This is a genomic window from Sphingomonas xanthus, assembly GCF_007998985.1.
GTDB lineage: Bacteria > Pseudomonadota > Alphaproteobacteria > Sphingomonadales > Sphingomonadaceae > Sphingomicrobium > Sphingomicrobium xanthum.
The window spans coordinates 469040-495131 of record NZ_CP041659.1 but is presented as its reverse complement, the minus strand read 5'-3'; the positions used below and the strand labels follow the sequence as shown (position 1 = coordinate 495131).

The window sequence follows — 26092 nt, the reverse complement described above, 5'->3', positions numbered from 1 at the left end:
GCTCGCAATGACGGAGGAAGTTGGTGAGCGAAGGTCATGACTGGCCGTTGTGGGAAGTTTTCGTCCGGGCCAAGGGCGGTCTTAGCCATCGCCATGTCGGCAGCGTTCATGCTCCTGACCCGGAGCTCGCGCTCCGGCACGCCCGCGACACCTATACGCGGCGGCTCGAAGGCGTAAGCCTGTGGGTAGTGAAGTCGACGGACATCATCGCCAGCGACCCGGCCGATAGCGGCCCGTTGTTCGAACCAGCGCAGGACAAGGTCTATCGCCACCCGACCTTCTACGACATTCCCGACGTGGTGAAGCACATCTGATGCCGTCGCTCCCGACCATCGAGAAGGACGTTGAAAAGCGGGCCGAAGGGGTCGCCAACCGAGGCGCGTTCGACGCGCCGGCGCTGGCCGAACACGACCCGCCGCTCTTCGACTATCTGTGCCGCCTTGGCGACGATGCGCTGATCCTCGGCCAGCGCCTCAGCGAATGGTGCGGCCATGCGCCCGCGCTTGAAGTCGACCTCAGCCTCGCCAACCTGGCGCTCGACCTAATCGGGCAGGGAACGCATTTCCTTGGTGCTGCGGGCGATGCCGACCGACTGGCGTTCCACCGCGACGTGCTCGACTGGAAGAATTGCTGGCTGGTCGAACAGCCCAATGGCGACTTTGCGCAGACGATCGCCCGGCAATTCCTTTTCTCGACCTGGCAGCACATGCTCTACAAGCGGCTGTCCGCGTCGGCGGATGAACGGATCGCGGGCATCGCCGCTAAGGGTTTCAAGGAAGTCGCCTATCATCGCGAAATCGCCGCCGACTGGGTTATCCGGCTTGGCGACGGGACCGAGGAAAGCACGCGCCGCATGGCCAAAGGGCTCGACTGGAACTGGCGGTTCATCCCCGAATTGTTTGAGGTCGACGACCTCCTCGAAACGATGATTGAACGCGGCGTAGCCGCCGATCCCCGAAGCTTCGAGGAGGAATTTCGGTCCGCGATCGCCGCGGTGCTTGTGGAGGCGAGGCTGGAAGCGCCCGCCGACCAGCGGCCGATCCTCGGCGGCCGGCGCGGCCATCATAGCGAGCACCTCGGCCATTTGCTTGCGGTGATGCAGCATCTGCCCCGCACCTATCCCGAGGCGAGCTGGTAAGTGGCCGAACATTTCTACCCGCTCCGGGTGGCGGAAATCCTGCCTGAAACCGAAGAGGCGAACTCGATCCGATTCGCGGTTCCCGGCGATCTGACCGAGGCTTTCCAGTTCCGTGCCGGCCAGCATCTCACACTGCGCGCGACGATCGATGGCGAAGAAGTGCGCCGCAACTATTCGCTGTGCACCGCGCCCGCCGAGGGCGAGCTGAAGGTGACGGTCAAGCGCATCGCGGGCGGCGTCTTTTCCAATTGGGTCGCCGACAGTCTTAAGGTCGGGGACATGGTCGACGTGATGACCCCGCACGGGTCCTTCACGACCCCGTTCGATCCCGCCGCCATGCGCCGCTATGTCGGCTTCGCCGGCGGGTCGGGGATCACCCCGGTGATGTCGCTGATCCGCACCGCGCTCACGACCGAGCCGGAAAGCCGCTTCACGCTCTTTTACGGCAACCGGGACGCCAGTTCGATCATCTTCCTCGAAGCGCTGGCGGCGCTCAAGGACCGCTATCTCGGCCGGTTCGAGCTTTACCATTTCCTCAGCCATGAGGAAGGCGATGTCGAGCTGTTCAACGGCATGCTCGATCGGGAAACCTGCGACGCGGCGATCGCCCACCTGGTCGGCGACGTCGAGGCGGTCGATGCCTGGTTTATCTGCGGACCCGGACCGATGATGGACGCCGCCGAGGCAGCGCTGCTCGAGCGCGATGTAACGCGCGACAAAATCCATATCGAACGCTTCACCGCCGGCCGCCCGTCGGCGGCGCTTGCAGCGCAAATGGCCGCGCTCCAGCAGGAAGCGGCAGGGCAGACGCTCAGCATCACGCTCGACGGGCGCACCCGAAAGGTCGAATTTTCCGCCGACAATATCCTCGACAGCGCCCGCGAATCGGGCCTTTCCGCGCCTTTTGCCTGCAAAGCCGGGGTGTGCGCGACCTGCCGCGCCAAGGTGGTCCACGGCAAGGTGGAAATGGCCGCGCGCTATGGCCTTACCGACGAAGAAATCGCCGCCGGCTATGTCCTCACGTGCCAGTCGGTGCCGGTCGGATCGGATGTCGCCGTCGATTACGACGCCTGACGCCTTTGCGAGCGCCCGCTTTTGCCGCTAGAGCCTGATCATGCTGACGACCAAGAGCAACGCGCGGCTGGCTGATCTCCACCCGGTCAAAAGCGATTCGCTGCTGGCCCTGATCGCCAAGGCCAATGCCGATACGCGCCCCGAAAAGATCGACGTCGGGGTAGGCGTCTATAAGGACAGCCAAGGGCGAACCCCGGTAATGCGGTCGGTGAAGGCCGCGGAAAAGCGGCTTTGGGAGACGCAGCGCAGCAAGTCATATCTGGGCGGCGCGGGAGATGCCCGCATGCTCCAGCTGCTGAAGCCGATCCTGTTCGGCCCGCATGCCGGGGACGAGCGGATCGTCGGCCTGCAGACCCCGGGCGGCTGCGGCGCCCTTACGCTGGGCTTCAACCTGGTCGCCAAGGCCAATCCCAAAGCGCGGGTGCTGGTCGGAACCCCGACCTGGCCGAACCACCAGCCGATCATTGCCGGCGCTGGCCTCGAGATCGTCGAATATCCCTATTATGACCGGCAGGAGCGCCGGATCTGCTTCGCGCAGATGGTCGAGGCAATCGGTGCAGCAAGGGGCGGCGACGTCGTCCTGCTTCACGGCTGTTGCCACAATCCGACCGGAGCCGACCTCGACGAGGCGCAGTGGCGCGAAGTTGTCCGCCTGCTGGTCGAGCGCCAGCTACTGCCGGTGGTCGACATTGCCTATCAGGGTCTTGGCAAGGGCCTGGAAGAAGATGCATTCGGGCTCAGGCTGGTGATCGAGGCGTGCGACGAGGTGGTCGTCGCGCAGAGCTGCGATAAGAATTTTGGTGTCTATCGAGACCGCGTCGGCGCGCTCTTCCTCAAGACCGGAACGGCCAACACGAGCGGCAATGCGATAAAGCATGTGCTGCAGATCGCCCGCGAAATGTGGTCGATGCCGCCCGATCATGGCGGCGCGGTGGTGCGAACCGTCCTCGACGATCCCGAACTGGCGGCGGACTGGCGCGCCGAAGTGGATGAGATGCGTGCCCGGATCTTGGCGATCCGCGAACGGCTTGCCGCTGCCCATCCCAAGCTCGCCTTCATTACCGAACAGAATGGCATGTTTTCGATGCTTCCGGTGACCCCCCAGCAGGTCGACGACCTGCGTGAGCGGCACGCCATCTACATGGCCGATAGCGGCCGGTTCAACATCCTCGGCATGGCCGACGACGAGGTCGACCGTTTTGTCGCGGCGGTCGTCGAGGTGATCGGTGGCTGACGTGCTGGAGGTGACGCGCAAGGCTTCGGCGACGGACCTCGACTGGTCCGAGGTCGCGCGACTGGTGCTGACCAGCCGGGCGCTCGACGAGCTTGAGGAAAGCCGGCTGGTCCCCGAAAAGAAGGTCCTCTACCAATTTTCCGCGCGGGGTCATGACATGGCCCAGGTCATGCTCGGACTTCACCTGCGCGACGGTGATGCGGCTTGCGGCTATTATCGCTCGCGGCCGATGCTGCTTGCGCTTGGCGTGCCGCTGGCCGACGCGCTGGGCAGCGGAATGGGGCGCGAGGGTGGCTATTCCGACGGCCGCGATATTGGCGTGGTGTTCAACTATCCCAATCCCGGCGGCGCCCACGCCCTGCCGATGTGCGGCGGGGTCGGGGCCCAATATGCTCCCGCGGCCGGTTGGGCGCAGTCGGTTCTCTATAAGTCGCGGGTGCTCGGCGAACAGGACCGGGGCGCGATCGGTGTAGTACTTGGCGGTGACGCCAGCTGTGCGACCGGTGGATTTTGGTCTGCGCTAACAATTGCAACTACGCAATCGTTGCCAATGCTATTTTACATCGAGGATAACGGTTACGGCATTTCTGTGCCGTCCCATTACCAGACACCCGGCTGCGACATTGCCGCCAACCTGGCCAGCTTCGGTAACCTGGCGATCTGGAACGGCGACGGGACCGATCCCGAGGGCGCGGCGCGTATGATCGGCGAAGCGGTTGGGCACGTCCGGGGCCGCATGGGGCCGGCACTGATCCGCCTGACCGTGCCCCGTCTCGAAGGGCATAGCTATCAGGACACCCAGACCTACAAGTCCGAAGAGACGGTGAAGGCCGAATGGGCGCGCGATCCGCTGCCTAAGCTAAAGGCCCATACCGCAGATCTTGACTGGGACCTCATCGAGGCCTCGGTCGCTCAGGAAGTGGAGTCTGCCCGGGCGGAAGCCGAGGCGCGGGGCGTATCTTCACCCGACCGGGTCACCGACCATGTCTATTTCGAAGGCGAAGCGGCAAGGGTCGGCGGTGGCGCCGGCCTGGCGCTCGACGACAGCCATGCCGAGCCGCGACCCGAAGGGCAGCGGATCAACATGGTCACCGCGATCCGCCGCGTGCTTGACCAGGAACTGGAGAAGAATCCCAAGGTGCTGGTGTTCGGCGAGGATGTCGGGCCCAAGGGCGGCGTCCATGCCGTGACGCTCGGCCTTCAGGACAAATATGGCCATGACCGGGTATTCGACACCTCGTTGAACGAGGAAGGGATCGTCGGCCGCGCTGTAGGCATGGCGCTCGCTGGGCTGATGCCGGTGCCCGAAATTCAGTTTCGCAAATATGCCGAGCCGGCGACCGAGCAGATCAACGATTGCGGAACGATGCGCTGGCGCACCGCCAATCGCTTCGCGGCGCCAATGGTGCTGCGCATACCCGGCGGCTTCTTCAAGTGCGGCGACCCATGGCACAGCCAGACCAACGAAGTGCAGTTCGTTCACAATCCCGGCTGGAAGGTGGCGGTGCCGTCGAACGCCGAAGACGCGGTCGGGCTGCTGCGCGCATCCTTGCGCGGCCAAGATCCGGTGATCTTCTTCGAACATCGCGCGATGCTTGACGACAGCTGGGCACGCCGCCCGTGGCCGGGCGATGCCTTCGTCCTACCCTTTGGCAAGGCCAGGAAGACCCGGACAGGCAACAAGATCAGCATCATCACCTGGGGCGCGATGGTCCCGCGCTGCGAAGCGGCCGCCGAAGGAGTCGACGCCGACGTCATCGACCTGCGCACCTTGATGCCTTGGGACCGCGACATGGTGCTCGACAGCGTGCGGCGGACCCGCCGCTGCCTGATCGTCCATGAGGATTTGCGCACCGGCGGGTTCGGCGCGGAAATCGCCGCGGTCGTTGCCGACGAAGCCTTTCTTGACCTTGATGCGCCGGTCGCGCGGGTGACGATGCCCGACGTGCCCAGCCCGCACCATCCCAAGCTTCTTGAATGGGCCGTCCCGTCGGTTGAGCGCATCCGCGCCGAAATCGACCGGCTGTTGGGGTTCTGATCCGATGATCGATGTGCGCGTCCCCGACGAGCAGGAAGGCACCAAGGCGGTCGTCCGCGCCTGGCTCAAGAAGGTCGGCGACGCGGTCGCCGAAAATGACCCGCTGGTCGAACTGGAAACCGACAAGGTCACGCAGGAAGTGCCGGCGCCCGCCGCCGGGGTGCTAACCGAAATCCTGCTCGATACCGACGACGAGGCCGCGCCGGGCGACGTGCTCGGCCGGATCACCGCCGGCACCTACGACCCGCTTCCCTTCGATGCCGAGCAGGGCAAGGCCGAGCCAGCCGAAAGGCCGGCCGAGACGCCCGCCGCGGTGATCGGCGATGCCGAAACCCGGCTGTCGCCCTCGGTCCGCCGCGCGCTGATGCAGCATGACATCGACCCGTCGAAAATCCGAGGAACGGGCCGGGGCGGGCGGATCACCCGCGAGGACGTCGACCGCGCGGTGGCCAGTGCGACCACGGTCAGCGCCGGTGAGCCGTCGACGGCTCAGCCGTGCCATTTTTCTGGGACCGACATCCCGCACGACCGGATGCGGCTCAAGATCGCCGAGAATATGGTTCGGGCGGTCAGCGACGCGCCCCATGTCACCGCGTTGTTCGAGGCTGATTTCTCGGCCATCGCCGCGCACAAGAAGGCGATGGCGGACCGCGGCGTGAAGCTCAGCTACACCGCCTATATCGTCAAGGCCGCGGCCGAGGCGATGGCGGTCGCTCCAGCGATCAACGGCCGCTGGGAAGAGGATCGGATCGCCGTTTCGCCGACCATCAACGTCGGGGTCGGCACCGCGCTTGGCGACAGGGGACTGGTTGTCCCGGTGGTCCGGGATGCCGGCGCGCTTTCGCTCGAGGCGATTGGCCGCAAGCTCGACGACCTCACGTCCCGCGCCCGGGGCGGGAAACTGACCGCCGCTGACGTGTCGGGCGGCAGCTTTACCATCTCCAACCATGGCGTATCGGGAAGCCTGCTGGCATCGCCGATCATCCTCCATGCCGGCCAGGCCGCGATCCTCGGGGTCGGCAAGCTCGAAAAGCGGGTGGTGGTTCGGACCATCGACGGGCAGGACGCGATCCTCATCCGGCCGATGGCCTATGTCACGCTGACCATCGATCACCGGGTGGTCGACGGGCACCAGACCAATGGCTGGCTCGCCCGCTTCGTCGAAATCCTCGAAGGCTGGCCAGCGCCCTAGAAGGGGAAGAAAAGGGTGATCGCGAACACGCCGACCACCATCGTGATGATGTTGAGCGGCATGCCGACGCGCACGAAGTCCATATAGTTGTAGCCACCCATCTGGTAGACGATGACATTGGTCTGGTAGCCGAATGGCGTGGCGAAGGCCGCGCTCCCGGCCATCATCACCGCGACGAGGAAGGGCCGCGCGCTAACCCCCAGGCTTTCCGCCAGCGCGACCGCGATCGGGGTGATCAGCACCGCCACCGTGGCATTTGATAAAAGCTCGGTCAGGACCAGGGTCGCACCATAAAGGATAATCAGCGCGCCCAGCGGGCCAAGGTCGTCGACCACGCTCAGCAGCGCCGCGGTCATCCCTTCGGCAAGCCCGCTCTGCTCCATCGCGATGCCCAGCACCACCATGCCGGCGATGAGCATCAGGATTTCGGGACGAAGCCCGCCATAGGCTTCGTCGGGCGTGAGCACGCGCAGCAGGATCAGCAGCACCGCTCCGGCGAAAGCCGATGCCGCGATCGGCGCGATGTTGAGCGCCGCGGCGGCGATTGCGCCAAAAAAGATCAGCAGCGAGACTAGGGCCTTGCCCCGCTGGAACGGGCGATGTTCAGCGAACTTGTCGGCTTCGCCGATCTGGGCGCCCGAAACATCGACGTCATGATAGTCGGGCATCGGAAATGGCGGCGGCTTTTCCTCTTCCGCCGGCCGCGCCGAAATCAGCCGTCCGCTGGCAAGGAACAGGTAAAGTCCGCCGGCGACCGCGACCATGAACCCGACCGGGGTAATCTCGAACAGCCCGAATTGCGGCTGGCCGGACACCCGGGCCATGTCGTTGACTAGCAGGTTGGTCGACGTGCCGATCAGCGTCATGCACCCGCCAAGGATGGCGACATAGCTAAGCGGCATTAAAAACCGCTTCGGATCGAGGTTGAGCTTCTTGGCGACATCGCGGAGCACCGGCGCGCCAAGCACGACGATCGGGGTATTGTTGAGCAATGCCGAGGCGGCGCCGCTTGCGGCGATCATCACCCACAGGCCGAGCGCACCGATCCTGCTGCAAAATTCGACCAGCTTGACGATGGCATTGTCGAGCAGTCCGGTCAGTTCCATCGCATAGGCAATGACGAACAGGGACGCGAGCGCGATGATCGCCGGGCTTGCAAAGGCGCCCTGGACTTCCGACGGGCGCACCACTCCGGCCATCATCAGCACCGCCGCGCCGGTCAGGGCGACGACGTCCGCACGAAGCTTATCCCAAATGAGCGCCGCGACCACCGCTGCCAGGACTGCAAGCGTCAGGACCTGGTCGAAATTCATCGCGATGATGGCATGTTCAAAAGGTGGTGCCTCCTTATCAATCTGCTAACAAGGGTTGATGGACACGCCAAGCAAAGACTCCCGCGTCCGCAATGTCGCCGCCCTGGCGGTCCTTGGCGTCGCGATCGCGACCGCGGGCTATATCATCGGCCGAGACAGTGTGGAGAAGCAACCACCGCCCGCGGTCGAGGTTCCCCGGCCGCAGCCCATGCCGACGCCGCCGATCACGGAGGCGGTAATGGGCCGGGCTGACCTCATCGCGCTCGCCGCCGATGCCGCCGACCAGGCCGCAGGCGGGGTCCAGGTCGCCGATTGGCGGGTCGGTCGCCGGTTCCTGCTGCGCATGGCGTTCGGGTGCGACGGGCCGGTCGAGAAGATCGAGACCAGCGGATGGTCCTACAATGCCGAGGACCAGTCGCTTCGGGTCCGCGTGGCGGGGGCCGACTGGACCGAAACGCCATGGGTGCAGCAACGCCTCGGCGACTTGCCGGTTGACTCGATCGAGGGATATTGGCTGCCAAGGCCATGGACAAGCAGCGAGACCTGCCCACCTCCGGCGCCTGTCCCGGCCCCGGTTCCTGCCCCGGCGGCGGGTGATGCCGACGGGTCGGGCGAAGCCGGCAAAAAGGACGCCCACGCTGCCGCGGTCCCGGCCGGCGCCCCGCCAAAGGCCCTATCGCCGGCGCGTACGTCTTCGCTTGGCATCGCCACATTTTCGGACCCCGACGCGTCGCGGGTCGGCCAACGGCGCGGCAGGCCGCTCGAAATCGTGCAGCGCGTTCCCCCGGAACAGGTTCCGCAAAGTGGCGGCCTGCAACTGGTCATCGAAGGCCGCATTGCCGCGATCCCGGGCGGGCGGGAAAGCGTCCTGTGCCAGTCAGCTGGACCCTATTTGCGGCCAACCTGCCTGGTCGCCACCGCGATCGAACGCGTCGCGGTGGTCAATCCGGGTGACGGCAAGGTGCTTGGGGAGTGGCGCCGCTAAAGCGGGGCGACCACGGTCGCCCGGACTCCGCGATGGCCATCGTCATAGTCGAGCTTGGCGGCGAGCGAGCGGGACATCGCCAGCACCAGCTGCGAACCCAGTCCGCTGCCTCGCGGCTTGTCTCCCTGTGCAAAGCCGATCCCGTCATCTTCGACCGATAGGGAGAAGCTGTGCTCGCCGGCCTTGGCCAGGCTGACCCGCACCTCGCCCGACCGGTCAGGGCCATAAGCATATTTACAGGCGTTGCTGACCAGCTCGTTGACGATGATGCCCAGCGATACCGCCTTGTCGGGATGGAGCTCGACCGGTTCGGCGTTCAGGCGGATTCGGCGCGGCGCAGCCGGGGTCGACCAGGTTTCCTGAAGCTCGTCGACGATCGCGGAGAGATATTCGTCCATCGCCACCGTCTCGACGTCGCCCGAAGCGTAGAGCTTGCGGTGGACCTGAGCGATCGCGTCGATCCGCCGCTGCGTATCGGCCAGCGCATCGCGCGCATCGTCATTGTCGAGCTGGCGCGACTGCATATGGACGAAGGTCGAAACCAGCTGGAGCGAATTGGCGACCCGGTGGTTGACCTCTTTCAACAAGGTTTCAAGCCGTTCGTTGGCGGCGCGCAGCGCGTCCTCGGCGGCCAGCTTGTCCCGTTCCAGCCGAACCCGGGCGAGCGCGAGGGTGAAGGCCTGTTCGAGCAGGTCGACGAAATCGTCGCCGACCGTCTTGACGACATATTCATAAGCGCCCGCCTTCAGTGCGGCGACCGCAACGCTGCTTTCCTCCGACCCGGTGACATAGACCACCGGCGGGCAGCCGGGCAGCGCGCGCAGCGCCGCGAGCGTCTGCAAACCGTCCATGCCCGGCATATAATGGTCGACCGCGATGATCTCGAAACCGCCGTCGCGGGCAAGGTCAATGCCCTGCTGGCCGGTGGCGGCCGAGGTCACGCTGTGGCCGCGCCGCTCAAGCAGCTTCGTCACCAGCCGGCAAAGGCCGGCGTCGTCATCGATATAGAGGATCCGCCGCGGCTGCTTCATCAGGCCGCGTTGCTCGGCACCTGGATCACCGAAAGGAACAGCCCAAGCTGCTTGATCGCGTCGGCGAAGCTTTCATAATTGACCGGCTTGGTGATGTAGACGTTGCAGCCAAGGTCGTAGCAGCGCTGGATTTCGACCTTGTCGTCGGTGGTGGTGAGGACGACCACGGGAACGCGGTGCAACTTTTCGTCACCCTTGATCCTGGCGAGGATGTCGGTGCCGCTCATGTCCGGCAGGTTGAGATCGAGGAGGACCAGCGCCGGCCCATTGTGCGCCGGTCCGTGGGGGCTGTTGAACAGGAAATCCAGTCCGCTTCCGCCATCGAGGAAATGGCGGATCTCGTTGTTGATCCCGGCGCGGCGGATGTTTTTCTCGATCAGCCGGGCATGGCCTTCATCGTCCTCGATCATGACGATCCGGACCGGACTGTGTGCGTTCACTGTTCTTTCCCCTCCTTGGCGAAAGTGACCGGCAAATCGACGATGAAGGTTGAACCTTCGCTTAAGGCCGATTTCACCGTCACCATCCCGCCTAGCCGATAGGCAAGTGCGCGGACATTGGCGAGCCCGATGCCTTCGCCTTCCTGGTCCTGTTTTCCCGAGCGGCGGAACAGTTCGAACACGCGTTCATGGTCTTCGGGCGCAATCCCGCGCCCATTGTCTTCGACTTCGAACCGGACCCTCTTGCCGTCGCGCTTGCCGCGCACGACAACCTTACCGGCCCGTCCGGGATGCAGATATTTGGTGGCATTCTCGATCAGGTTGGAAAACAGCTGCTCGACCGCCAGCCGGTCGTGATTGATGTCGGGCAGCGGGCTTTCGATGCGGATCGCCGCGCCGCGCTTCTCGGCCTGGACGGCAAGGCTGTCGGCGATGTCGGCGATGACCTGATCCATGGGCATATGTTCGGGCGTCAGCACGCGGCGGCCCTGCCGCGACAGGTCGAGGATGGCGTTGATCAGCCGGTCCATCTTCTGGGTTGAGGAGCGGATGAAGCCAATCGCCTCGGGTAGGTCCTCGCGCGCCGCCAGCCGCGCTTCCTCGTCCACCAGTTCGGGATGCTGGGTCTCGACGCTTTCGACGAAGGCGGTGACGATTTTCCCTGCGCGGTCTAGCTCCGCGGTGAAGCCCATCACATTGACCAGCGGGGAACGCAGGTCATGGCTGACGATATAGGCGAAGCGCTGGATTTCCTCATTGGCGCGGGTGAGATCGCGGGTCCGCTCGTCAACGGCGCTTTCAAGGTCGTTGTTGAGCAGCTTCAGCCGGTCGCGAGTTGTCGTCAGGTCGCGCGTGTAGCGCCGGACCAGCCAGAAGGTCGCCGCGCCCAGCAGCATCAGCAACAGGCCGGTCAGCGCCAGTGCATATTGCACGTGGAGGATGTTGCGGCCGACCGCCGCAGTCCGCTGCTCCAGCCGCCGGATCTCCTCGCTGCGCATGGCGTCGGCCTGCGTTCGGATGGCCCGAATGGTCGGCTGGCTGGAAATGTCGGCGATGAAGATCTGCTGCGCGCCGAGCGTTTCGCCGCTCCGTGCCAGGTCCACCGAATCGTCCATTTCCCGGACATGGAAGCGGAGCGTCTGTTCAAGCTCGCGTACCCGTTCGACCTGGTCGGGATTGGCTTCGACCAGTTTTTTCAGCCGGTCGATCGAGTGGGGTATCGCTGCGACGCTCTCCTGGTAGATTCCAACCCGGTAGATGTCGGGCCACAGGACGATTCCGCGCCTCGCCGTTTCGGCACGTTCGACCATGATCTCCAGCCGAGCGATCTCATCGACGATGTCATGGGTGCGCTCGACCAGCGCGTTCGCCTGCGTGTTCGACCGGAATACCCACAAGGAGGCGGCAAAGGCAGCAAGGACAAGGAGGAAGCCGACGATCAGACCCGCGATCGCAAGCCGGTTGAAGCGGCGATCGTCGATCTGGAACATGATCATTCCCCATTCCAAGGGTCGACGCAACGCCCGATACAAATGGCGCACCCAAGAGGATTCGAACCTCTGGCCTTTGCCTTCGGAGGGCAACGCTCTATCCAGCTGAGCTATGGGTGCGTGGCGCCCGCTTAGCTTGGCCCGGCGCCGCCCGCAAGCGTCCAGCGCCGACCATATCGCATCTGCGGCCAACCCATGTTGCGGTGCGCAATCGCGGGGTCTAGGCTCTCGCCAAAGCTTCAGGAGCGACGGAATGGCCAAGGCGGCGGACAAGGTGACTATCAAGAAATACGCCAACCGGCGCCTCTACGATACCGAAAGCAGCAGCTACATCACGCTCGACCGGCTTGCCGCAATGATCCGCGAAGGCCGCGATTTCGAAGTGGTCGACGCCAAGTCGGGCGAGGACATCACCCACCAGGTCCTGACCCAGATCATCGTCGATGAAGAGGCGCGCGGATCAACTTTGCTGCCGGTAAATTTCCTGCGCCAGCTGATCGGCCTTTACGGCGGACAGATGCAGGGCGCAGTGCCCCCCTATCTCGAAGCCGCGATGGATGCTTTCCAGAAACAGTCGGCGACGATGACCGGCGCGTTCGGCCCGAACATGTTCGCCGACATGGCCAAGCGCAACATGGCTCTGTTCGAGGAAGCGGCCGGCGCGATGGCCGGCAAGAAAGCGAAGGCCGGCGACGAAGCGAGCGACGAACTGGGCAAGCTGAAGGCCGAATTGGCCGCACTGCAGGCAAAGGTCGATAAGCTCGGCAAATGATTCGCTTGTTCATCGCGTCGCTAGCACTTGCCGCCGTTCCCGCCTCCGCCCAGCAGCCGGCGTTGACTTTCGAGACCGGCAAGGCGCTGCCCATCAGTCCTGGCGCGTGGAGCTATTCGGCGACGCCCGCCGGGTCGGAAGCGCGCTACGGGAATCTTTTGTCGATTCGCTGCGACCGGACCAGCCGGACGGTGATCATTTCCCGTCCCGGGACTCCGCCCGCAGTTCTGTCGATTGCAACCAGCGCCCTTACCCGTGCCATTCCCTCGACCGGAAGGGTCGCGGCAACCGACCCGCTGCTCGACGCGATCGCCTTTAGCCGGGGGCGTTTCCTGGTGTGGGGCGGGGCGGGGGCCACGCTGGCGATTCCGAGCTGGCCGGAAGCGGCGCGAAGCATTGAAGATTGTCGAATCTGACCACAATTACAAGTCTTGTTTATCCCTCCGACACACAACATGCTGTGCCTGCAATCAACGCAGCGAAAGGAGGTGATCCGATGTCTCATGGTTCAGCAGAGAGGTCGGTCCAGTTCGCTTGGAAGGTGACGGCCTAACCAGCCAGTCCATGTCCTTCCGGGTTTGAACGTCCGGTCGCTGACCATGTTGAGGGGGTCGCCGCGTGGTGCGGCGGCTCCCTTTACCTTGCCTGTCTTCTTCGCCTATTTCGGAACCGTTTCGGCACTGAACCGCTTTTGTGAACAAACGGACCACAGGGAGGCAGTAAATGGCGAAGTCGACAAGCAGCCGCACCAAGAGCAGCGGCAAGAGCAGCAGCAGCAATAATAGCACGACGACCATGGACAAGATCGCCAAGGCCGCGATGAGCCGCGAGATGCTCGCCGCCGGGCTTACCGCGGCGGCGGCGGCGATCGCTGCAAGCCCCAAGGCTCGCAAGGCGATCCGCGACGCCGGACTCGATGCGGCGGACAGCGCAAGCCAGGCGGCGACGGCGATGATGACCAACGCTTCCAAGCTCGGCTCGCTGATCGCCGAAGCGGTGGCAGACGCGGCGCAGCGGGTAATGTCGGGTAACTGGACCGAGGACGGGTATTCGTCGACATCTTCCTCAAAGCCGGTCGCGACCAAGGCGGCGCCGCGCAAGGCGGGCGCAACGCGCAAGGCTCCGTCCAAGAGCGGAACAAAGACCGCGGCCAAGCGCGCCACCAAGGGCACGACGGCCAAGCGCCGTTCCAGTTCGACCGCGCGCAAGCGGGCACCCGCCAAGCCCAAGACGACCCCGGCCAGCTAGGGCGCCGGAAGGAAGCGGAATAGCAGGGCTCCGGCATCGCGCCGGGGCCCTTGCTCTATGGCAAAGCGCAAGCGGTCGTGCCAAGGCGGGGCGATGAATCAGTCGACATTCGCGGTTGTCATCCTCGCTGCCGGGCAGGGCACCCGCATGCGTTCCGATACCCACAAGGTGCTCCACCCGATCGCCGGGCGGCCGATGCTGCTTCACCTGCTGGCCACGGTCGAGGCGATGGGCGCGGAGCGCCGGGTGGTGGTCGTGGGCAAGGGCCGCAACCAGCTCGAGGCGGCGCTTGACGGCCATGGCGTGACGCTCGCGGTTCAGGCCGAGCAGAAAGGCACCGCCCATGCCGTGCAGATGGCGGCCGCGCCATTGTCGGACTTCGACGGGCCGGTGCTGGTACTTTACGGCGACACGCCGTTCGTGACCGAAGACACGCTTCAGCGCATGCTCGACCGGCTTGCCGCCGCCGACAATCCCGGCGTGGTGGTGCTTGCCAGCTCGCCGGACGATGGCAAGGCCTATGGGCGGGTGATCCTCGGCGAAGGTGACCGGATTTCGAAGATGGTCGAGTATAAGGATGCCAACGAGGCCGAGCGCGCGGTGCGCCTGTGTAACAGCGGGATGCTCGCCGCCCATTCGCGCGACCTGTTCCGCTGGCTGGATGCGGTTGGCAACGCCAATGCGGCTGGCGAATTTTATCTTCCCGACGTGGTGATGATCGCCCGCGACGACGGCCGTGCGCCGGTAGTAATCGAGGGCGAGCCGTTCGAGACTGCGGGCGTCAACAGCCGCGCTGAACTCGCCCATCTCGAACTCGACTGGCAGCGCCGCCGCCGCGAACAGGCGCTGGACCAAGGGGCAACGCTGATCGACCCGGAAAGCGTCTGGTTCTCCGCCGACACAGTGCTTGGCCGTGATTGCACCATCGAACCTCATGTCGTGTTCGGTCCTGGCGTCAGCATCGCCGATGGCGCCACCATCCGCGCTTTCTCGCATATCGAGGGCGCGACAATCTCGACCGGCTGCGAGGTCGGCCCCTTCGCCCGGCTGCGGCCCGGAGCGATCCTTTCCGAAGGTGCCAGGATCGGCAATTTCGTCGAGGTGAAGAAGGCGCGCCTGGGCAAGGGCGCGAAGGCCAACCACCTAAGCTATATCGGCGATGCCGAAGTGGGGGAGAAGGCCAATATCGGCGCCGGGACGATCACCTGCAATTATGACGGGTTCGGCAAATATCGCACGACCATCGGCGCCGGCGCGTTCATCGGATCGAACAGCGCGCTGGTTGCGCCGGTGAGCATCGGCGACGGCGCGATCGTCGGCGCGGGCTCGACCATCACCAGCGATGTCGCGGCCGACGAACTGGCGGTCGCGCGGGGCGACCAGCGCGGCCTCAAGGGCTGGGCCGCCCGATTCCGGGCCAGGCAGCAAGCGAAGAAGGACAAGGCATAGCATGTGCGGGATTGTCGGGATTGTCGGGCGGGAACCGGTCGCGCAGCGATTGTTCGATGGACTGAAGCGGCTTGAGTACCGCGGTTATGACTCGGCCGGCATCTGCACGGTCGAAAATGGTGAGTTTGCGCGGCGCCGGGCCGAGGGGAAGCTCGAGAATTTGGCGCGCGAGCTGGCCCGGTCGGCGCTTCCGGGCGAAGTCGGGATCGCCCATACGCGCTGGGCCACCCATGGCGCGCCGACGGTCGACAACGCCCATCCCCATATCGCCGGCCCGGTCGCGCTGGTGCACAATGGCATCATCGAGAATTTCAAGCCGCTGCGCGATGAGCTGATCGCCGACGGGCGCAAATTCCTCAGCGAAACCGATTCCGAAGTTGTCGCGCATCTGGTCGCGCGCGAGGTAGAGCGGGGGTCATCGCCGACCGACGCGGTGGCGATGGTGCTGCCGCGCCTCCACGGCGCCTTCGCGATCGCCTTCCTGTTCCGTGACTATCCCGACCAGCTGATCGGCGCGCGCATGGGCGCGCCGCTTACCGTCGGCTACGGGGAGGGCGAAAATTACCTCGGCTCCGACGCATTGGCGCTTGCCCCGCTGACCCAGAAGATCGCCTATCTCGATGAAGGCGATTGGGCGGTGGTCACCCGTGACCGGATCGAGATTTACGACCGGTCCAACGCGCCGGTTAGCCGCGAGATCATCGAATCCGGGGCTTCGGCGGCGCAGATCGAAAAGGGCAATTATCGCCACTACATGCAGAAGGAGATTTTCGAGCAACCGCTCGTCGTCGCCCAGACCTTGCAAAGCTATGTTCGCCCGTTCGACGGCAAGGTCGCGCTGCCCGACATCGATTTCGACCTGAGCGCGGTCAAACGCATCACCATCGTTGCCTGCGGCACCAGCTTTTATGCCGGAATGGTCGCCAAATATTGGTTCGAACAGTTCGCCCGGGTGCCGGTCGATCTCGATGTGGCGAGCGAATTTCGCTACCGCGAGCCGGTGCTCGAGCCGGGCGGGCTGGCGCTGTTCATTTCGCAAAGCGGCGAGACCGCCGACACGCTAGCCGCGCTGCGCCATGCCCGGGCCGAAGGGCAGATCATCGCCGTGGTGGTCAATGTCCCCACCAGCTCGATGGCGCGGGAAGCGGACTTATTGCTTCCGACGCATGCCGGGCCGGAAATCGGGGTCGCCTCGACCAAGGCCTTTACCTGCCAACTGAGCGTGCTTGCGGCGCTTGCCGCCAACCTTGCCCGCGCCAAGGGGCGGATGAGCGAGGACGAGGAACGCGCGGTGGTCGAGCACCTCCGCGAGGCGCCCGAAGCAATCAACAATGCACTTGGCCATGATGAGGATATCGCCGGCATAGCCCACCTGGTCGCCCCGGCGCGCGACGTCCTCTACCTGGGCCGCGGTCCCGATTATCCGATGGCGCTGGAGGGCGCGCTGAAGCTCAAGGAAATCAGCTACATCCACGCCGAAGGCTATGCCGCCGGGGAAATGAAGCATGGGCCTATCGCGCTAATCGACGACCTGGTCCCGGTGATCGTCATCGCCCCGTCGGGACCCTTGTTCGAAAAAACCGTCAGCAACATGCAGGAGGTCCGGGCGCGCGGCGGCAAGATCATCCTCATTTCCGATGCAAAGGGGCTGGCCGATGCCGGCGAAGGCTGCATGGCGACGATCGAAATGCCCGAGGTCCACCCGCTGATCGCGCCGCTGGTCTATGCGGTGCCGGTGCAGCTGCTCGCCTATCATGTCGCGGTCGCCAAGGGCACCGACGTCGACCAACCGCGCAACCTGGCGAAGAGCGTTACGGTCGAGTGAGCATTTCGTATTAGCGGCCTAACTGCGCGTCAGCGCTCAGACGTTGAGGTTGAGTGCTTTCACCTGCGCCCTCAGCCGCTTGTAGAGGAAATCGATCGCCGCCCTTACCGGCGGGCTGTGACGGACCCGCTGATGGGTAAGCAGCCAGAGAACTCGCCCATGGTCGGTTCTGGGCCGCATGCAGCGCAGCAGATTTTCGTCCCCGTCGGCGACGATACACGGAAGCACGCCGATGCCCATTCCGGCGCGGATCCCGGTCAGCAGTCCGGTCGAGGTGCCCTGGTGGATCGCGACCCGGTCGCGCAGCCCATACTCCGCGAGGATCGCTTCATAGGCGCGCCACAAATTGCCGCCACCGCCGCCGACCAGCGGATGGTCGCGCAGGGCGCTCATCGTCCGCGGGATGTCGCCGTGGCGCTGGGCATAGTCGCGGCTGCAATAGAAGGTCCAGTCGTCGGCGCAGATCCGCCGTCCGACCACCCCCGCCGGCGCAGTCCGGCTGGTACTGCGGAAGGCGACGTCGGCTTCACCGGCGCCGAGATCACGCAGCAGGCGCGTGCTGTCGATCTCGATGCGGATTTCGGGATGAAGTACGTAGAGTTCGGCGAGCAGCGGCGCGAGCAGGGCGTCAGCGAAAATATCCTCGGTAGTCAGCCGGACCACTCCGCCCACGGCGCGGCGGCCGGCGTCGGCGGCCTCCTCGAACCGTCTGGCAGCCCCCGCGACCTCCTGCGCTAGCGGAAGCAACGCCTGGGCAGCGGGGGTAGGGGCGTAGCCGGCACTGCGCCGGTCGAACAGCGGGGTTCCGACCGCGGCCTCAAGCGCGGCAATGCGGCGGGCGACCGTGGTCTGGCTGACCCGCAACGCACGGCCCGCGGCCAGGGTGCTGCCGCCTTCGGCGACTGCAAGAAGATATCTAAGATCGTTCCAGTCGATCATCATGCCCCCCCTGACATGATCTGCGCCTTTTCGGCATTCTGCAATATTGCAGAACGGTAAGTCATTATCGTTGCTTTTCGCAACTGGACTGCCGGCCTATTTGGATCGTCGCATCACATCCGAAAAGGAATGCGACATGACCAAGATGTTTCTCGCCGGGCTCCTTGCCTTCACCGCCGCGCCCGCCTTCGCCCAGCTCGAAGCGCCGGTCAGCGCGCCTGTCAGCGTCGCCGTTCCGCTGGCCGGGATCGACCTCAACACCGCCGAGGGGCAACGGACGCTCGATCAGCGTCTGAGGCACGCCGCTGCCGATATTTGCGGTTCGGCGTCGCCCGCCGACCTCAAGGGACAGAACGCGCTCCGCCGCTGCCGTACCGAAACCTTCGCCCACGCATCGGCGGCCGCCAGGGCGCATATCGCCGCGTCATCCAGCGGGCAGTTTGCCCTCGCTGCCCGTTGATTGAAGGCGCACCGCGCCGCATAGCATCGCCCATGATCGAAATATCGGGCGGATGTCATTGCGGCGCGGTGCGGTTTCGGGCGCGCGTCCCCGATCCCCCGCTGCCTGCGCTGAACTGCAATTGTTCCGTCTGTTCGATGACCGGCTTTCTGCACATCATCGTTCCCCATGCGGACTTTACCCTGTCGTCGGGCGAACAGTCGCTGACCGGGTATAGTTTCGGCACGGGGGCAGCGAACCACCTGTTCTGCGCGACGTGCGGGGTGAAGAGCTTTTACCAGCCGCGCAGCCATCCCGGCGCGTGGAGCGTCAATGCCCATTGCCTCGACTCGCCGCCCGCCCTTGAAATCGCGCAGTTCGACGGACGCAATTGGGATCGGGCAAAGGCGGCCCTCGACGACTCCCATGGCGCTGGCTAGGCAACGCGGGTGACTCACCGCGCCCTTCGTCTTCGCCTCGATCCCGCCGCCCTCCAGGAAAATTGGCGCTGGCTCCAGCGCACCGCCGGGGTCGCCGCAGGCGCCGCGGTCAAGGCCGACGGCTATGGCCTGGGCGCGGTCGAGGTAACTCGGCTGCTGGCCGATGTCGGCTGTCGCGACTTTTTCGTGTCGACCTGGGCCGAAGCGGAGGCGCTTGGGCCATTGCCGGGAGATGCGCGCGTCGCGGTGCTCCACGGAGTCGGGCCGAAGGACATGGCCGCTGCGCTCGGCGGTAAGGCCCGCCCGGTGCTCAACACGGCCGAACAGGTCCAGCGATGGAAAGCCGAATGCGGTGGGCGCCCGTGCGACGTGATGGTCGATACCGGCATGAACCGGCTCGGCCTGCGCAGCGATGAGATCGGCCTGCTCGATGGCCTGGCCATCGACACGCTGCACAGCCACCTTTCCTGCGCCGATGAAGACAATGTCATGAACCATGTGCAGCGCGACCGGTTCGCGGCCATCGCCGCAAGCGTGACGGCGCGCCGCTATGCGATCGCCAACAGCGCCGGCATCTGCCTTGGCCGCGATTATAGCTTCGACCTCGTCCGCCCGGGCCTTGCGCTCTACGGCGGGGTGCCGCGCGGGGAAGCTGCCGGGCATATCGTGCAGGTTGCCTTTCCCGAAGCGGAAATCGTCCAGCGCCGGACCATCCCTGCGGGCGAAAGCTGCGGCTATGGCGCGACTTGGACGGCGACCGCCAATACCGAGGTCGCGATCATCAACATCGGCTATGCCGACGGATATCTGCGCTGCTTCACGGGTAAAGGCGCGGCCAGGGCGGGCACCCGGCCGCTGCCGCTGGTCGGGCGCGTTTCGATGGATCTCATCGCGATTGACGTTTCCGCGGCACCGGAGCTAGGCGAAGGCGACTGGGTGACGCTCGACTATAGCCTTCCCGAGGCCGCCGAGGTTTCAGGCCTGTCGCAATATGAATTGCTGACCGGGCTTAGCCAGCGGCTCGAACGGCGCTGGACCTAGATCGGGGGGCGGGCATTTTGGGCTTGTAGGCGCAAAGGTCCGCGACCGGACAGCGCCAGCATTCGGGCGTGCGCGCCTTGCAGATGTAACGCCCGTGCAGGATCAGCCAGTGATGCGCGCCCTGCCGGAACGGTGCCGGCACCATCTTTTCCAGCTTCAGTTCGACCGCCAGCGGGGTCTTGCCCCGTGCCAGCCCGGTGCGGTTGCCGACCCGGAAGATGTGCGTATCGACCGCGAAGGTCTCCTGCCCGAAGGCGCAATTGAGAACAACGTTGGCTGTTTTTCGGCCGACCCCGGGGAGCCGCTCCAGCGCGTCGCGGTTCTGCGGCACCTTGCCGCCGAACTCATCGACCAGCAGACGCGCTGCGGCGATGACATTCTTCGCCTTGGTATTGTACAGGCCGATGGTCTTGATGTGCTCCTTGAGCCCGTCTTCGCCCAGATCCAGCATCTGCTGCGGCGTCTCGACCCTGGCGAAAAGCGCGCGGGTCGCCTTATTGACCCCGACATCGGTGGCCTGTGCCGACAGGGCTACGGCGACGACCAGCTGATAGGGGTTGCCGAACTCCAGTTCGGTTTCGGGCGCGGGATTGGCCTCCGCCAGACGGCGAAAGAATTCGAAAACCTCCGGCTTCTTCATGCGGCGTCGATGACGTCGCGCATCGTGTAAAGCCCCGGCGGCTTGCCGTGGAGGAAACGGGCGGCGGCGAGCGCGCCACGGGCGAAGATCGTGCGGGTCTCGGCCCGGTGCGACAGGATCAGCCGTTCGTCACGTCCAAGGAACATGACTTCATGATCGCCCGCGACGGTCCCGCCGCGCACCGCGGCATAGCCGATGCTTCCGGTTTCGCGCTGGAGGCCAGTGCCGTAGCGACCGACTTCTTCCTTGGCGTCCTCGCCGCGCCCGCGCTCGATCGCCGCACCGAGGTGAAGCGCGGTACCCGAGGGCGCGTCGGCCTTTTTGGCATGGTGGGCCTCGACGATCTCGACATCCCAGCCTGAACCGTCGAGCACACGCGCCGCCCGTTCGACAAGGTCGGTGAGCAGCGCGACGCCAAGCGAGGTGTTGGGCGCTTTCAGGACCGGCACGATCTTTGCTGCCTCGGCGATCAGCGAGTCATGGCCCTCGTCGAGGCCAGTCGTGCCGACCAGCAGCGGAACGCCAGCGCTGACCGCCCGGTCGAGGCTGGCGCGCAGCGCTTCCGGCGCCGAAAAGTCGATCAGCACATCGCCATGATCGTCGGCGATGGCGAACCCGTCGTCATCTGCGACCGCCCGCGCTATGGCTTGGCCCATCCGCCCGCGCGGGGCGAAGAGGGCGATGCGGAGAGATTGCTGGTTGGTGCGCATCGCCCGATCATGGCCGACCGCCGGCGCCCGTGCAACGGGGAGCCGGCGCCGGCCATGTCAGCGGCTGGCAAGACCTTGCCGGCTCAGTTGCGGAAATTCATTTCCTGCAGCAGCATGCTGCCAAGTACGTGACGATATTTCGCTCGGCCCCCACTTTCCTGGGCAAGCTGCGAGTCCGAACGCTGCATCTTCTCGCGGAATGCGACATTGCGGCGCTCTTGCTCGGCGCCGTCGGGAAGGTTCTTATATTTGACGACCAGGTAGAAATCGCCTTCGCCCTCGCGGTTATGGACATTGGCGAGGATGTCATAATCGCTGATCCATCCCTGCGTCTTGGCAAAGTCGTTGAAGCGGCGCCATTCGCTTGCCAGCCAGTTGGCATAGGTAATGCCCTGCCCGTCCTCGACATCGACTGCCGTGATTTCCCAATATTCGCCGCTTGCGAGCGGCAATTGCTGGGCCGCCGCGGGTACGGCAGCAGCGATCGTCGCGGCCGTAGCCGCGGCAATAAATCTTTTCATGATGTTCCTCCTGCTTCGATCGTCTGGATTCGAAAGCTAAAAAGGGGCGGCAAGCCGGCGGGATCGCCGCGATCGTGTGTCCGCCCCCGACAGGACGCTTCTATGCGTCTGGCTTTTCTATTAACCTAGAATTAATAAAAAAGCCAGTTTTGCCTCAAAAAGGTGGAAAATCGGCAGGGAAAATTCAGTCCGCGAGGAAGCGCGCGGCGATGTCGCGGGCTAGTCTCACCGGCCGCTTCGACACGGCATCGAGGCAGCACCAGCTGCTCTTCACCTCGGCAAGCACTACCTCGCCGCGCTTGATGACCGTGGTGAAGAAGGCGCGCGCGCCCTCCACCTTTTCGGCGATCACGTCCGCGACCACCAGGTCTTCGAGGAAGGTCGGGCGGCGGTACATGATCTCATGGCTGAGCGCGATCCACAGATGCTGCGCAACCGCCTCCGGCGGAGCGACCTTCTCCCAGTAGCGGATGACCGCTTCCTGGACCCACTTCAGATACACGCTGTTGTTGACATGACCCATATGGTCGATGTCGTCGGGCGTGATGCCGATCGGATGGTGATAAGTGGCTTCGGCCATGACCTCAAACTGGGTGTTGCTGACACAAGTGTCAATATTCTTAGCGAAGCTGGCTGTCCTTGCTGCCGCGCCGGTTGAAGGTTGAATGCACCACCGCCTTGTCGCGTTCCGCCTGGCAGACGACGCAAGTCCGCACTCCGGGAAGGGCGGACCGGCGCCGCTCAGGGATCAGGTCGCCGCAATCGTCGCATTCCTCCGCGCTTTCGCCTGCGGGCATTCGCAAGCGGGCTATAGCAACGGCATCGTTCACCGTATCTTCGATCTGCTCCTGCACCGCGCCGTCGCGGGTCCATCCACCGGCCATCGCAAGCGTCCCTTCCTTTTCGATATGGGAAAAGGCTGACCTGCTTTCCAGTTCCGCTAGGGTGCCGGAATGACCGGGATTCGCAACATTTTGATCCTCACCGGCGCGGGCGTCAGCGCGGAAAGCGGGGTCGCCACCTTCCGCGGGCCGGACGGGCTTTGGGAAGGCCATCGGGTCGAAGATGTGGCGACGCCCGAAGGGTTCGCCCGCGATCCGGAACTGGTCCACGCTTTCTACGATGCACGCCGCGCCCGGCTGGGCAAGGTCGGACCCAATGCCGCGCACCAGGCACTGGCCCGGCTCGATCACGAGTGGCCTGGCGAACTGCTGCTGGTGACGCAGAATGTCGACGACCTTCACGAACGTGCCGGCTCGCAAAGGCTGCTGCACATGCATGGGGCGCTGAACAATGGCTGGTGCCTGCGCTGTAACGAGCGGTTTGGCTGGGAAGGGATGATGGGCGCCGCGGCACAATGCCCGTCCTGCGCGACCTACGGCATGGTTCGCCCGGACATCGTCTGGTTCGGCGAAATTCCCTATGGAATGGACCAGATCGACGCCGCGCTGCTTCGCGCCGACCTGTTCGTCTCGATCGGGACTTCGGGCGCGGTCTATCCCGCGGCCGGCTTCGTCCGGACCGCGCGCTATCGCGGCGCCAGCACGCTGGAAATTAACCTTGAGCCGAGCCAGGGCAGCATCTTTTTCGACGAGCGGCGTTACGGGCCGGCGGGGACCGAGGTGCCCGCCTGGGTGGACGAGCTGCTCGCCGGTTGACCGGGCGCGGTGGCGCTATTCGCTCCAGTCCAGTCCCATGTCCTGATAGATGTCGCGGTCCTCGCCCCAGCGCGGGTTGACCTTGACGTGAAGGAACAGGTGGACCTTGCGGCCAAGATGCTCGGCAATCGCCTCGCGCGCCGCGGCGCCGATCGCCTTCAGCCGGGCGCCGCCCTTGCCGACGACGATCCCCTTCTGGCTGTCGCGTTCGATCATGATCTGCTGGTGGATCATGGTCGATCCGTCCTTGCGGTCCTCCCATTGTTCGGTGACCACCGCGGCGGCGTAGGGAAGCTCGGCATGAAGCTGCAGGTAAAGCTGTTCGCGGGTCATTTCCGCCGCGACCATCCGGTCGGTGACGTCGGTTAACTGGTCTTCGGGAAAATGCCATGGCCCCTCGGGCATCGCCCCGGCGAGATGCGCCTTCAGTTCGGGCACACCGTCGCCGGTCGATGCCGCCACCATGAACACCGCTTCGGGCTTCAGCCGCTCGGCAAGCCGCGCGGCGAGGACAAGCAGGTCGTCCTTCCTGGCGATATCGACCTTATTGAGGACGAAGATTTTCGGCTCCGGCCGGGCTTCGACCCCGGCCAGCACCTGCTCGACCCGCGGCCCGACCTTCGCCGCCGCGTCGACCACCAGCACCAGGCGGTCGGCGTCGTCGGCGCCTTCCCAGGCTGCCTTGACCATCGCCCGGTCGAGCCGGCGGTTGGGATTGAAGATGCCTGGCGTGTCGACCAGCATCAGTTGGGCATCACCCGCGATGGCGATGCCCATCAGTCGCGCGCGCGTCGTCTGCGCCTTGGGGCTGACAATCGCCACCTTCTGCCCGACCAGCGCATTGACCAAAGTGGACTTGCCGGCATTGGGGGCGCCAAGCACGGCGACGAGGCCACAGCGGCTCATGACAATTTCTCCAGCAAGGCCGCGGCGGCGGCGGTTTCGGCTTCCTGCTTCGAGGCGCCTTCTGCTTCCGCTTCGCCATGGCGGCCAAGGTCGACCTTGACCCGGAAGCGCGGCGCATGATGCGGGCCGAAGCGGGCCAGCATTTCATAATTGGGAACCCCCAGCCTGCGCTCGGCGGCAAGTTCCTGAAGCGCCGACTTGGGATGGACCGGGGCGCGCTGCTGTCCTTCAAGGAAGGGCGACCAATATTTGCGGATGAAGGTGTCCGCCGGCGCCAAGCCGCCTTCGAGGAACAGTGCGCCAAGGCTCGCCTCGACGACGTCGCCGACGACATTGTCGCTCATGCTCGCATTATCCTCGCGCGCCTGCTTGCCGAGCCGGATGAACGGCGGAAGGCCGAGCACGCGGCCGACCTCGGCGCAGGTTTCGCGCGCTACCAGCGCATTGTAGCGCCGGCTCATCTTGCCTTCGGGTTCGCTGGGGAAACGCTCATAAAGCCAGGCCGCGACGACCAGCCCAAGCACCCGATCGCCAAGGAACTCAAGTCGCTCATAGGTGTCCTTGCCGGCGCTTCCATGGGTCAGCGCCCGCTCGAATAGCGCCGGCTGGCTCGGTGCCCCGCCCAGCGCTTCGGCGATGAAGGTCGGCAGCTTGCTCATGGATGATAGTCGGTAGCGAGCCGGTCGGTGCGCAGCGCGCTGAACCAGCTGATCGGATTGATCCAGGACGCGCTGCCGTCGGTCGACCAGAACGCCAGCTCGGCGCGCCCGACTACATTGTCCAGCGGAACGAATCCCATTCCGCCCGAGCCGAGGGAATAGCGGCTGTCGAGGCTGTCGTCGCGATTGTCGCCCATCACGAAAACCGCGTCCCGCGGCACCATGGTTTCGGGAAAATCGTCCGCCGGACTGACATCGATCTGGTCAAGCACGACGTAGGTTGCGCCGCCCGGCAGCGTTTCGCGATAGGCGGGATAGATGCACACGGCCGTTCCCTCCGGTCCGGGCCGGATCATCGGACTGGCGGGGGGAACGACACGGCACGGGCTGTTCTCCGAAACCTCCATCGCGAAATCCTCGATCCGCTGGCGAGGAACTTCGCGTCCGTTGAGGATCAGCCGTCCGCCACTGACCGCGATCCGGTCGCCGGGAAGCCCGACGACCCGCTTCACTACGTCGGCGCCGGCCGGGCCGCGAAACACGACGATATCGCCGCGCTCGGGGGCCGAGCCGAAGATCCGCCCATCGAACGAGGGGATTCCAAAAGGGAAGCTGGCGCGCGAATAGCCATAGGGCCATTTGCTCACGAACAGATAGTCGCCGATCATCATGGTCGGCAGCATCGACCCCGAAGGGATGCTGAATGGTGCTACCACCAGGCTGCGCAGCGCCCAGGCGAGCAAGGCGAGCAGCGCAAGCGAGCGGAGGAACTGGCCGGGCGTCTCCCTGGCCGGTTCGGACCGGGAATCGGTATAGGGGCGGCGACGGAAGCGGGGGAAAGCCATTGAGCGCCGCTTTTGAGGTCTGGGGCGCGAAGGTCAAGCGGGGATGGAAAATGGTCCTTGGCCGA

General features: G+C 65.0%; 29 protein-coding genes and 1 tRNA gene. 16 read left to right on the top strand and 14 right to left on the bottom strand.

Going from position 1 to position 26092, the window contains the following annotated elements; translation table 11 throughout:
* Positions 1-23: 23 nt before the first annotated feature.
* The 6 genes from paaB to FMM02_RS02405 are packed head-to-tail and all read left to right on the top strand — an operon-like array spanning position 24 to position 6676.
* On the top strand, positions 24-314 hold the full coding sequence (gene paaB / locus FMM02_RS02430) for a 1,2-phenylacetyl-CoA epoxidase subunit PaaB (protein WP_147493376.1): 291 nt from the start codon (positions 24-26) through the stop codon (positions 312-314).
* Positions 314-1138 (top strand): 1,2-phenylacetyl-CoA epoxidase subunit PaaC, encoded by an 825-nt coding sequence (gene paaC / locus FMM02_RS02425; RefSeq protein ID WP_147493375.1) that lies wholly within the window; start codon positions 314-316, stop codon positions 1136-1138. Before paaB ends, paaC begins: the two co-directional genes overlap by 1 nt.
* Positions 1139-2212 carry a 2Fe-2S iron-sulfur cluster-binding protein gene (locus FMM02_RS02420; RefSeq protein WP_147493374.1) on the top strand — a complete coding sequence of 358 codons (1074 nt, stop codon included), beginning with the start codon at positions 1139-1141 and terminating at the stop codon, positions 2210-2212.
* A gap of 40 nt (positions 2213-2252) precedes the next feature.
* The gene (locus FMM02_RS02415) at positions 2253-3446 is read left to right on the top strand and encodes an amino acid aminotransferase (RefSeq protein ID WP_147493373.1); all 1194 of its coding nucleotides are present in this window, start codon (positions 2253-2255) and stop codon (positions 3444-3446) included.
* Complete coding sequence (locus tag FMM02_RS02410; protein ID WP_222703819.1) at positions 3439-5484, top strand: alpha-ketoacid dehydrogenase subunit alpha/beta; 2046 nt, start codon at positions 3439-3441, stop codon at positions 5482-5484. The genes FMM02_RS02415 and FMM02_RS02410 overlap by 8 nt, the downstream gene beginning before the upstream one ends.
* 4 nt (positions 5485-5488) lie before the next feature.
* On the top strand, positions 5489-6676 hold the full coding sequence (locus FMM02_RS02405) for a dihydrolipoamide acetyltransferase family protein (RefSeq protein ID WP_147493372.1): 1188 nt from the start codon (positions 5489-5491) through the stop codon (positions 6674-6676).
* Here the strand turns inward: FMM02_RS02405 and FMM02_RS02400 are convergent.
* On the bottom strand, positions 6673-7989 hold the full coding sequence (locus FMM02_RS02400; RefSeq protein ID WP_147493371.1) for an SLC13 family permease: 1317 nt from the start codon (positions 7987-7989) through the stop codon (positions 6673-6675). The genes FMM02_RS02405 and FMM02_RS02400 overlap by 4 nt on opposite strands.
* A gap of 58 nt (positions 7990-8047) precedes the next feature.
* On the opposite strand from FMM02_RS02400, the gene FMM02_RS02395 reads away from it, so the two are divergent.
* Positions 8048-8974 (top strand): hypothetical protein, encoded by a 927-nt coding sequence (locus FMM02_RS02395; RefSeq protein ID WP_147493370.1) that lies wholly within the window; start codon positions 8048-8050, stop codon positions 8972-8974.
* Here FMM02_RS02395 and FMM02_RS02390 read toward each other — a convergent pair.
* The 4 genes from FMM02_RS02390 to FMM02_RS02375 all read right to left on the bottom strand — a co-directional run bounded on the left by FMM02_RS02390 (position 8971) and on the right by FMM02_RS02375 (position 12055).
* Positions 8971-10005 (bottom strand): histidine kinase dimerization/phosphoacceptor domain -containing protein, encoded by a 1035-nt coding sequence (locus FMM02_RS02390; protein ID WP_147493369.1) that lies wholly within the window; start codon positions 10003-10005, stop codon positions 8971-8973. The two genes, FMM02_RS02395 and FMM02_RS02390, sit on opposite strands and share 4 nt — an antisense overlap.
* Positions 10005-10445, bottom strand: a complete 441-nt coding sequence (locus FMM02_RS02385; protein WP_281288876.1) for a response regulator — start codon at positions 10443-10445, stop codon at positions 10005-10007. Before FMM02_RS02385 ends, FMM02_RS02390 begins: the two co-directional genes overlap by 1 nt.
* Complete coding sequence (locus tag FMM02_RS02380) at positions 10442-11941, bottom strand: sensor histidine kinase (protein WP_147493368.1); 1500 nt, start codon at positions 11939-11941, stop codon at positions 10442-10444. The genes FMM02_RS02385 and FMM02_RS02380 overlap by 4 nt, the downstream gene beginning before the upstream one ends.
* Before the next feature lie 37 nt (positions 11942-11978).
* Positions 11979-12055 (bottom strand) — tRNA-Arg (locus tag FMM02_RS02375).
* Between the two features lie 133 nt (positions 12056-12188).
* Between FMM02_RS02375 and phaR the strand changes: the two genes are divergently transcribed.
* The 5 genes from phaR (at position 12189) to glmS (ending at position 17229) form a co-directional block, all read left to right on the top strand.
* Positions 12189-12707 (top strand): polyhydroxyalkanoate synthesis repressor PhaR, encoded by a 519-nt coding sequence (phaR, locus tag FMM02_RS02370; protein WP_147493367.1) that lies wholly within the window; start codon positions 12189-12191, stop codon positions 12705-12707.
* On the top strand, positions 12704-13123 hold the full coding sequence (locus FMM02_RS02365) for a hypothetical protein (protein ID WP_147493366.1): 420 nt from the start codon (positions 12704-12706) through the stop codon (positions 13121-13123). Before phaR ends, FMM02_RS02365 begins: the two co-directional genes overlap by 4 nt.
* A gap of 307 nt (positions 13124-13430) precedes the next feature.
* Complete coding sequence (locus tag FMM02_RS02360) at positions 13431-13955, top strand: hypothetical protein (protein WP_147493365.1); 525 nt, start codon at positions 13431-13433, stop codon at positions 13953-13955.
* 93 nt (positions 13956-14048) lie between these two features.
* Positions 14049-15404, top strand: coding sequence for a bifunctional UDP-N-acetylglucosamine diphosphorylase/glucosamine-1-phosphate N-acetyltransferase GlmU (gene glmU, locus FMM02_RS02355; protein ID WP_147493364.1), 1356 nt, complete (start codon positions 14049-14051; stop codon positions 15402-15404).
* A gap of 1 nt (position 15405) precedes the next feature.
* Positions 15406-17229: a glutamine--fructose-6-phosphate transaminase (isomerizing) gene (gene glmS / locus FMM02_RS02350; protein ID WP_147493363.1), complete on the top strand. Its 1824-nt coding sequence runs from the start codon at positions 15406-15408 to the stop codon at positions 17227-17229.
* 36 nt (positions 17230-17265) lie between these two features.
* On the opposite strand, the gene FMM02_RS02345 is transcribed toward glmS, so the two are convergent.
* Complete coding sequence (locus FMM02_RS02345) at positions 17266-18171, bottom strand: LysR family transcriptional regulator (RefSeq protein ID WP_246104804.1); 906 nt, start codon at positions 18169-18171, stop codon at positions 17266-17268.
* 133 nt (positions 18172-18304) lie between these two features.
* On the opposite strand from FMM02_RS02345, the gene FMM02_RS02340 reads away from it, so the two are divergent.
* The 3 genes from FMM02_RS02340 to alr are packed head-to-tail and all read left to right on the top strand — an operon-like array spanning position 18305 to position 20088.
* Positions 18305-18628, top strand: coding sequence for a UrcA family protein (locus FMM02_RS02340; protein ID WP_147493362.1), 324 nt, complete (start codon positions 18305-18307; stop codon positions 18626-18628).
* A 32-nt stretch (positions 18629-18660) separates the two neighbouring features.
* Positions 18661-19047, top strand: a complete 387-nt coding sequence (locus FMM02_RS02335) for a GFA family protein (protein WP_187107817.1) — start codon at positions 18661-18663, stop codon at positions 19045-19047.
* 9 nt (positions 19048-19056) lie between these two features.
* Positions 19057-20088, top strand: coding sequence for an alanine racemase (gene alr / locus FMM02_RS02330; protein ID WP_147493361.1), 1032 nt, complete (start codon positions 19057-19059; stop codon positions 20086-20088).
* Here alr and nth read toward each other — a convergent pair.
* The 5 genes from nth to FMM02_RS02305 form a co-directional block, all read right to left on the bottom strand.
* Positions 20057-20728, bottom strand: a complete 672-nt coding sequence (nth, locus tag FMM02_RS02325) for an endonuclease III (RefSeq protein ID WP_147493360.1) — start codon at positions 20726-20728, stop codon at positions 20057-20059. The genes alr and nth overlap by 32 nt on opposite strands.
* A complete protein-coding gene (dapB, locus tag FMM02_RS02320) occupies positions 20725-21438 on the bottom strand; it encodes a 4-hydroxy-tetrahydrodipicolinate reductase (protein WP_147493359.1) in 714 nt (237 codons plus the stop codon). The genes nth and dapB overlap by 4 nt, the downstream gene beginning before the upstream one ends.
* Positions 21439-21521: 83 nt before the next feature.
* A complete protein-coding gene (locus FMM02_RS02315) occupies positions 21522-21959 on the bottom strand; it encodes a hypothetical protein (RefSeq protein WP_147493358.1) in 438 nt (145 codons plus the stop codon).
* A gap of 184 nt (positions 21960-22143) precedes the next feature.
* Positions 22144-22539: an acyl-CoA thioesterase gene (locus tag FMM02_RS02310; protein WP_147493357.1), complete on the bottom strand. Its 396-nt coding sequence runs from the start codon at positions 22537-22539 to the stop codon at positions 22144-22146.
* Positions 22540-22579: 40 nt separating this feature from the next.
* Positions 22580-22843, bottom strand: coding sequence for a DksA/TraR family C4-type zinc finger protein (locus FMM02_RS02305; RefSeq protein ID WP_147493356.1), 264 nt, complete (start codon positions 22841-22843; stop codon positions 22580-22582).
* A gap of 69 nt (positions 22844-22912) precedes the next feature.
* Here FMM02_RS02305 and FMM02_RS02300 point away from each other — a divergent pair, with 69 nt between their 5' ends.
* Positions 22913-23617 carry an NAD-dependent deacylase gene (locus FMM02_RS02300; RefSeq protein ID WP_147493355.1) on the top strand — a complete coding sequence of 235 codons (705 nt, stop codon included), beginning with the start codon at positions 22913-22915 and terminating at the stop codon, positions 23615-23617.
* A 15-nt stretch (positions 23618-23632) separates the two neighbouring features.
* Here the strand turns inward: FMM02_RS02300 and era are convergent, their stop codons facing one another.
* Genes era through lepB form a run of 3 tightly spaced genes read right to left on the bottom strand, consistent with a single transcriptional unit; the run spans position 23633 to position 26027 of the window.
* A complete protein-coding gene (era, locus tag FMM02_RS02295; RefSeq protein ID WP_147493354.1) occupies positions 23633-24523 on the bottom strand; it encodes a GTPase Era in 891 nt (296 codons plus the stop codon).
* Positions 24520-25182, bottom strand: coding sequence for a ribonuclease III (gene rnc / locus FMM02_RS02290; protein ID WP_147493353.1), 663 nt, complete (start codon positions 25180-25182; stop codon positions 24520-24522). Before rnc ends, era begins: the two co-directional genes overlap by 4 nt.
* Positions 25179-26027, bottom strand: coding sequence for a signal peptidase I (gene lepB / locus FMM02_RS02285; RefSeq protein WP_147493352.1), 849 nt, complete (start codon positions 26025-26027; stop codon positions 25179-25181). The genes rnc and lepB overlap by 4 nt, the downstream gene beginning before the upstream one ends.
* Positions 26028-26092: the final 65 nt, after the last annotated feature.

Excerpts from the sequence above, each read along its gene's own strand:
- FMM02_RS02310 (WP_147493357.1), bottom strand. The coding sequence starts at position 22,539 with ATGGCCGAAGCCACTTATCACCATCCGATCGGCATCACGCCCGACGAC.
- FMM02_RS02395 (WP_147493370.1), top strand. The coding sequence starts at position 8,048 with ATGGACACGCCAAGCAAAGACTCCCGCGTCCGCAATGTCGCCGCCCTG.
- FMM02_RS02345 (WP_246104804.1), bottom strand. The coding sequence starts at position 18,171 with ATGATGATCGACTGGAACGATCTTAGATATCTTCTTGCAGTCGCCGAA.
- FMM02_RS02365 (WP_147493366.1), top strand. The coding sequence starts at position 12,704 with ATGATTCGCTTGTTCATCGCGTCGCTAGCACTTGCCGCCGTTCCCGCC.
- FMM02_RS02400 (WP_147493371.1), bottom strand. The coding sequence starts at position 7,989 with ATGAATTTCGACCAGGTCCTGACGCTTGCAGTCCTGGCAGCGGTGGTC.
- FMM02_RS02380 (WP_147493368.1), bottom strand. The coding sequence starts at position 11,941 with ATGATCATGTTCCAGATCGACGATCGCCGCTTCAACCGGCTTGCGATC.
- glmS (WP_147493363.1), top strand. The coding sequence starts at position 15,406 with ATGTGCGGGATTGTCGGGATTGTCGGGCGGGAACCGGTCGCGCAGCGA.
- dapB (WP_147493359.1), bottom strand. The coding sequence starts at position 21,438 with ATGCGCACCAACCAGCAATCTCTCCGCATCGCCCTCTTCGCCCCGCGC.
- nth (WP_147493360.1), bottom strand. The coding sequence starts at position 20,728 with ATGAAGAAGCCGGAGGTTTTCGAATTCTTTCGCCGTCTGGCGGAGGCC.
- FMM02_RS02405 (WP_147493372.1), top strand. The coding sequence starts at position 5,489 with ATGATCGATGTGCGCGTCCCCGACGAGCAGGAAGGCACCAAGGCGGTC.
- FMM02_RS02315 (WP_147493358.1), bottom strand. The coding sequence starts at position 21,959 with ATGAAAAGATTTATTGCCGCGGCTACGGCCGCGACGATCGCTGCTGCC.
- FMM02_RS02335 (WP_187107817.1), top strand. The coding sequence starts at position 18,661 with ATGATCGAAATATCGGGCGGATGTCATTGCGGCGCGGTGCGGTTTCGG.
- phaR (WP_147493367.1), top strand. The coding sequence starts at position 12,189 with ATGGCCAAGGCGGCGGACAAGGTGACTATCAAGAAATACGCCAACCGG.
- lepB (WP_147493352.1), bottom strand. The coding sequence starts at position 26,027 with ATGGCTTTCCCCCGCTTCCGTCGCCGCCCCTATACCGATTCCCGGTCC.
- FMM02_RS02390 (WP_147493369.1), bottom strand. The coding sequence starts at position 10,005 with ATGAAGCAGCCGCGGCGGATCCTCTATATCGATGACGACGCCGGCCTT.
- era (WP_147493354.1), bottom strand. The coding sequence starts at position 24,523 with ATGAGCCGCTGTGGCCTCGTCGCCGTGCTTGGCGCCCCCAATGCCGGC.
- glmU (WP_147493364.1), top strand. The coding sequence starts at position 14,049 with ATGAATCAGTCGACATTCGCGGTTGTCATCCTCGCTGCCGGGCAGGGC.
- rnc (WP_147493353.1), bottom strand. The coding sequence starts at position 25,182 with ATGAGCAAGCTGCCGACCTTCATCGCCGAAGCGCTGGGCGGGGCACCG.
- paaC (WP_147493375.1), top strand. The coding sequence starts at position 314 with ATGCCGTCGCTCCCGACCATCGAGAAGGACGTTGAAAAGCGGGCCGAA.
- FMM02_RS02360 (WP_147493365.1), top strand. The coding sequence starts at position 13,431 with ATGGCGAAGTCGACAAGCAGCCGCACCAAGAGCAGCGGCAAGAGCAGC.
- FMM02_RS02300 (WP_147493355.1), top strand. The coding sequence starts at position 22,913 with ATGACCGGGATTCGCAACATTTTGATCCTCACCGGCGCGGGCGTCAGC.
- FMM02_RS02415 (WP_147493373.1), top strand. The coding sequence starts at position 2,253 with ATGCTGACGACCAAGAGCAACGCGCGGCTGGCTGATCTCCACCCGGTC.
- FMM02_RS02305 (WP_147493356.1), bottom strand. The coding sequence starts at position 22,843 with ATGGCCGGTGGATGGACCCGCGACGGCGCGGTGCAGGAGCAGATCGAA.
- FMM02_RS02340 (WP_147493362.1), top strand. The coding sequence starts at position 18,305 with ATGACCAAGATGTTTCTCGCCGGGCTCCTTGCCTTCACCGCCGCGCCC.